The organism is Paraburkholderia sp. Ac-20342, from assembly GCF_017104985.1.
Lineage (GTDB): Bacteria > Pseudomonadota > Gammaproteobacteria > Burkholderiales > Burkholderiaceae > Paraburkholderia.
In genome coordinates this window covers 1-4062 of record NZ_JAAGPQ010000186.1, presented here as the reverse complement: position 1 = coordinate 4062, position 4062 = coordinate 1, and the positions used below count along the sequence as shown (strand labels likewise).

General features: G+C 62.1%; 3 protein-coding genes and 2 pseudogenes. 2 read left to right on the top strand and 3 right to left on the bottom strand.

From position 1 onward, the window contains the following. Nucleotides 1-359: 359 nt before the first annotated feature. Nucleotides 360-799, bottom strand: a pseudogene (locus G3N58_RS33480) (group II intron maturase-specific domain-containing protein); the annotation flags it as partial. 179 nt (nt 800-978) lie between these two features. On the opposite strand from G3N58_RS33480, the gene G3N58_RS33475 reads away from it, so the two are divergent. Beyond that, complete coding sequence (locus G3N58_RS33475; protein WP_206001327.1) at nt 979-1566, top strand: site-specific integrase; 588 nt, start codon at nt 979-981, stop codon at nt 1564-1566. A gap of 439 nt (nt 1567-2005) precedes the next feature. Here G3N58_RS33475 and G3N58_RS33470 read toward each other — a convergent pair. Together G3N58_RS33470 and G3N58_RS33465 are read right to left on the bottom strand one after the other, a co-directional pair. Beyond that, nucleotides 2006-2767, bottom strand: a pseudogene (locus tag G3N58_RS33470) (magnesium chelatase domain-containing protein); the annotation flags it as partial. Between the two features lie 120 nt (nt 2768-2887). Next, nucleotides 2888-3142, bottom strand: coding sequence for an accessory factor UbiK family protein (locus tag G3N58_RS33465; RefSeq protein WP_167050513.1), 255 nt, complete (start codon nt 3140-3142; stop codon nt 2888-2890). Between the two features lie 389 nt (nt 3143-3531). Between G3N58_RS33465 and G3N58_RS33460 the strand changes: the two genes are divergently transcribed. Beyond that, entirely contained in the window at nt 3532-3870 is a 339-nt protein-coding gene (locus tag G3N58_RS33460) for a P-II family nitrogen regulator (RefSeq protein ID WP_006048089.1), read from the top strand. Nucleotides 3871-4062: the final 192 nt, after the last annotated feature.

Below are 4062 nucleotides of genomic sequence, written 5' to 3'. Positions count from 1 at the left end.
TTCGAGCATTACAACGAGAAGCATCCCCATAGCGCGCTGAAATACCGCTCGCCTCGCGAGTTTCGGCGCTCGATGGATTCAGCAACCTTAGTGTGAGGCTGTGTCCGGGATTGCAGGGTCAACTCCAGACGGCGAGCGAAGTACGTGGTCCAGACCTGATCAAATGGATTGGCCAGTCCCCGGACCTTGACGTGTCTCGTAATCGGGATCGTCATTGCGCGGAAGAGCCGATACCCGCTGGTGTTTCCATCAGCCGGACCCTTCGTAGCAAAGTCCCAGGACCGGTGTCCGTCGACCCGGAAGTATCTCGTCCTTACCCACCGTGCTCCTTTCATGGGATGCCGACGTTTTGCGCACTTCCAGAGCAGTTGCCAAATGTGCGAGTCTATCAATGAGAAGCTCGCTTTCGCCACGACGTGCGGTGATACATGGCCCATCCCCGGATGACCGGGTTCAGTTTCTGTATCAACGACTCCTGCGTGACGCTCGCGTTGCCCTTGATGATTTCCCTGACCTTGTCGAGGAGCGACTTTACACTCTTCTTTGCCGGCTTGATCAGCAGCTTGCCCTCGTACTTGCGCACGTTCTGGCCAAGGAAATCGAAACCCTCCGCAATGTTCGTGATCCGGGTCTTCTCTTCCGAGAGTTCCAGACCTCGGGCGGCCATAAACTGCCTGACCGCCGGAAGCACTTTGAGCTCGAGCACATCTTTCGATACGCCGGTCACAACAAAGTCATCGGCATAGCGGACGACGTTGAGTTGGGCGTTTCCGTCGCCGGGAGCGTTGTCGTTAGTCATGGTCACTCTTCTTTTGTGTGGCGGGCTGAACTGGCGCTGGGAAGTCCTATCGAGCGGCTGATGTCAGCGGTACGTCTGATTATGGCATCGTCACACTCCCGACGCGCGCAGCAGGTTTCTGTTTCCTCTGGAAACTGGTTGAATTAAAATTATCATAACAAAATCAACGAGTTAAAAGAATGCACGGCAAGGCGGCAGTTCCATCAATCAGCGAGTTGCGGCGGCTTCTAACGGTCGTGAGGGCCGGCAAACAAGGCTTGCGGGACGCAGCAATCGTCAATGTCTCGTACCGGCTCGGATTCCGCGCCAAGGAAATGGCGGGTTTGCGAGTCTCTGACGTTATGAACGATCAGCTCCAGTTGCGCGACGAATGCCGTCTGTCGGGCAAGGTCACAAAAGGGGGCAAACCCCGCGTCGCCTATCTGTCCAATTCCCACCTTCGCTCCGCGTTGCTCGACTATCTGCGCTGGCGTCAGGCGCGGGAAGGGATTCTCTTCAATCGGGATGCCGCGCTCTTCAAATCACAGAAGGGTTCCGGATTTTCTCCCAACACGATGCAGCAGCTTCTGGCACGACTGCACGACGCGGCAGGGATTCAGGGCGGACGCAGCCATTCGGGGCGGCGGTGGTTCGCCACCGAGTTGATCAGTAAGGGCATCGACCTGAAATCGGTGTCGGTACTCATGGGGCACTCGTCGGTGTCGATGACGGCGCAGTACGCCGAGGACAACCCGCAGAGACTCAGAAAGATCGCGGCGGACCTTTAGCCCGGTCCGTTGATGGACGATGAAGATTGTTGAAGTGTGGAAATTAACAGGAGAAGTGCATGAGCCTTAAGCGGGATGCGGGAATGACGACCGGTGACGGCGACAGCGGTGCAGCGGTCGCATCGCAGGTGACGGAATCGCCGAAGAAAGATAACAATCAGACGGATGGAAAGGAGACGCTTGTTGCCACGCTCGCGAAACTGGATGCGGAGCGGCATGCACTCGTGCAATCCACCATCGGGCAGCTTAACGCCGGTGTGGCGGTTGACAGGAACACGTATCGGCGGATCAGGGAGATCGACACCCAGAAGAACCGGCTCCTCGTCGCGCGGTTCACCTCGCTTCTGCGTGAGAACGGCCCGCAGATCAAGTCCCTTGTAGAACGGCTGCTGGAAATGTAGGCGAGATGTTTCCTATAGCGGAGAAGTTGGGGTTTTATGGGTAATAAGATCAGCACGTGATGGCCGCCGGCCGCGGCGACTTCCAGCGCGCGCCGCGCGGCGCGCTGGCCGATCACGTCAGCCATGTCGGGGCGGGCGGCGACGGCTTCCGTGCCGGGCTCGGGTGCGGCGATCGGGCGCAGGCGCGCGTCCGGCGCGTCCGCGAGATGCGCGCATAACGACGGCAGATCGGCGGCGCCATAGACGTCGACGCCGGGCACGAGCGCAGCTTCCGCCGCGCTCGCGGCGGGCAGGTAAAGCTGTGGAGTACGGAACGGCGATTCCGCTGCGGTTGCTTCGGCCAGCGGGGAAGGTGGCGCGGAAGAATGCACGGCGTTGCCATCGCCACCGTCGGCCGCCATTGCGCCGCGGGCCGTGCCGCATGCCATCGCGAACGCGCCGCGCATCGGCCGCAGCGCGCCGGTCAGCGACAGCTCGCCGGCGAATTCACGGTGGCGCAGCGATTCGGCGGGAATCTGTCCGCTCGCGGCGAGGATGCCGAGCGCGATCGGCAGATCGAAGCGGCCCGATTCTTTCGGCAGATCGGCCGGCGCGAGATTGACGGTGATGCGTCTCACGGGGAAGTCGAAGCCGCAGTTCTGCAGCGCCGCGCGCACCCGCTCGCGGCTTTCGCGCACTTCGAGATCGGGAAGACCGACGATGGCGAACGAAGGTAATCCGTTGGCGAGGTGAACCTCGACGGTGACTTCCGGCGCGCGGCCAGAGGCCGGCGCGCGACTGCGCACCACGGCAAGCGACATGTTTTCTCCCGTCGGACCGCGCGCCGTTGGCACGCGCGAGTCCCCTAAAGCGCTGATGACGTCACGGCCCGCTTGCCGGTGATGTGCAGCATGGCGCGGCGCGAATGCCGCGCGCGAGGGTTACGGCGTTTGAGTGAGCGGCAGCTTCTGTTCGAGCTCGGCGACGCGGCGCTCCAGCTCTTCGAGACGCGCACGGGTGCGCACGAGCACCTGGGTTTGCGTATCGAATTCCTCGCGCGTGACGAGATCGAGCTTCGAGAAGCCTTGTGACAGCATGGCCTTGACGTTGCGCTCGACATCCCTGGCCGGCGAGTTCTTGAACAGATCGCTCACGCGTGCCTGGAAGTCGTTGAAAACGTCGTTCGGTTGTTTCATGGTGTTCCCCTTGGTGCACAAAAAATGTGCATGTTTCATGACGTCTGTGCCCCGCCACGGCGAATGGGCGATCGTGGTGCGTGCCGCCCGCGTTGCCGCGGCCGCATGAGCGCCTTTGGTGCGCGCCGTCGCGTTCAGAACCTTCGAACACTCTAGCAACGATCCCTACGCCGCGCCACCCGCGCGCCGTGCGCCTGGCCGTTCGGACAAGGCCGTCCGGGCGCCTTGCGCCATGCACGCGAGGCGAAGTCTGACACAACATGGCACGCGAGTTGCTGTTACTGCCCCGCGCGCACCGCCGGAGCTTCTTCACCGGCGGCGCCGGAGACCACGGTTACGGGTACGCAACGGTTGGCAACGCGATCAGCAACACACTAGCGAGGAATTTCATGAAGCTCATTACCGCAATCATCAAGCCGTTCAAGCTCGATGAAGCGCGCGAAGCCTTGTCGGCGATCGGCGTGTCGGGCATCACGGTCACGGAAGTCAAAGGCTTCGGGCGGCAGAAGGGCCATACGGAGCTGTATCGGGGGGCTGAGTATGTCGTCGACTTTCTGCCGAAGGTGAAGATCGAGGCGGCCGTGTCGGACGACATCGTCGATCAGGCGATCGAGGCGCTCGAACGCGCCGCGCGCACCGGCAAGATCGGCGACGGCAAGATTTTCGTCACGCCGATCGAGCAGGTGATCCGCATCCGCACCGGCGAAACCGGGGCCGACGCGCTGTAAAGACCCAAGCGACACAGCACAGATAAGCGACAAGAGGAAAACGAAGATGCGCAAACTATTGATGTCCCTGCTGATGGCCGGCTCGCTGCTCGCGGGCGGTATCGGCGCCGCCCTCGCGGACGATGCGTCCGCGCCCGCGTCCGCTGCGGCCGCGAGCGCGCCGGCGGCAGATACGTCGGCCGCACCCGCTGC

Coding starts and splice junctions, on each gene's coding strand:
- G3N58_RS33475 (WP_206001327.1), top strand. CDS start 979: ATGCACGGCAAGGCGGCAGTTCCATCAATCAGCGAGTTGCGGCGGCTT.
- G3N58_RS33465 (WP_167050513.1), bottom strand. CDS start 3,142: ATGAAACAACCGAACGACGTTTTCAACGACTTCCAGGCACGCGTGAGC.
- G3N58_RS33460 (WP_006048089.1), top strand. CDS start 3,532: ATGAAGCTCATTACCGCAATCATCAAGCCGTTCAAGCTCGATGAAGCG.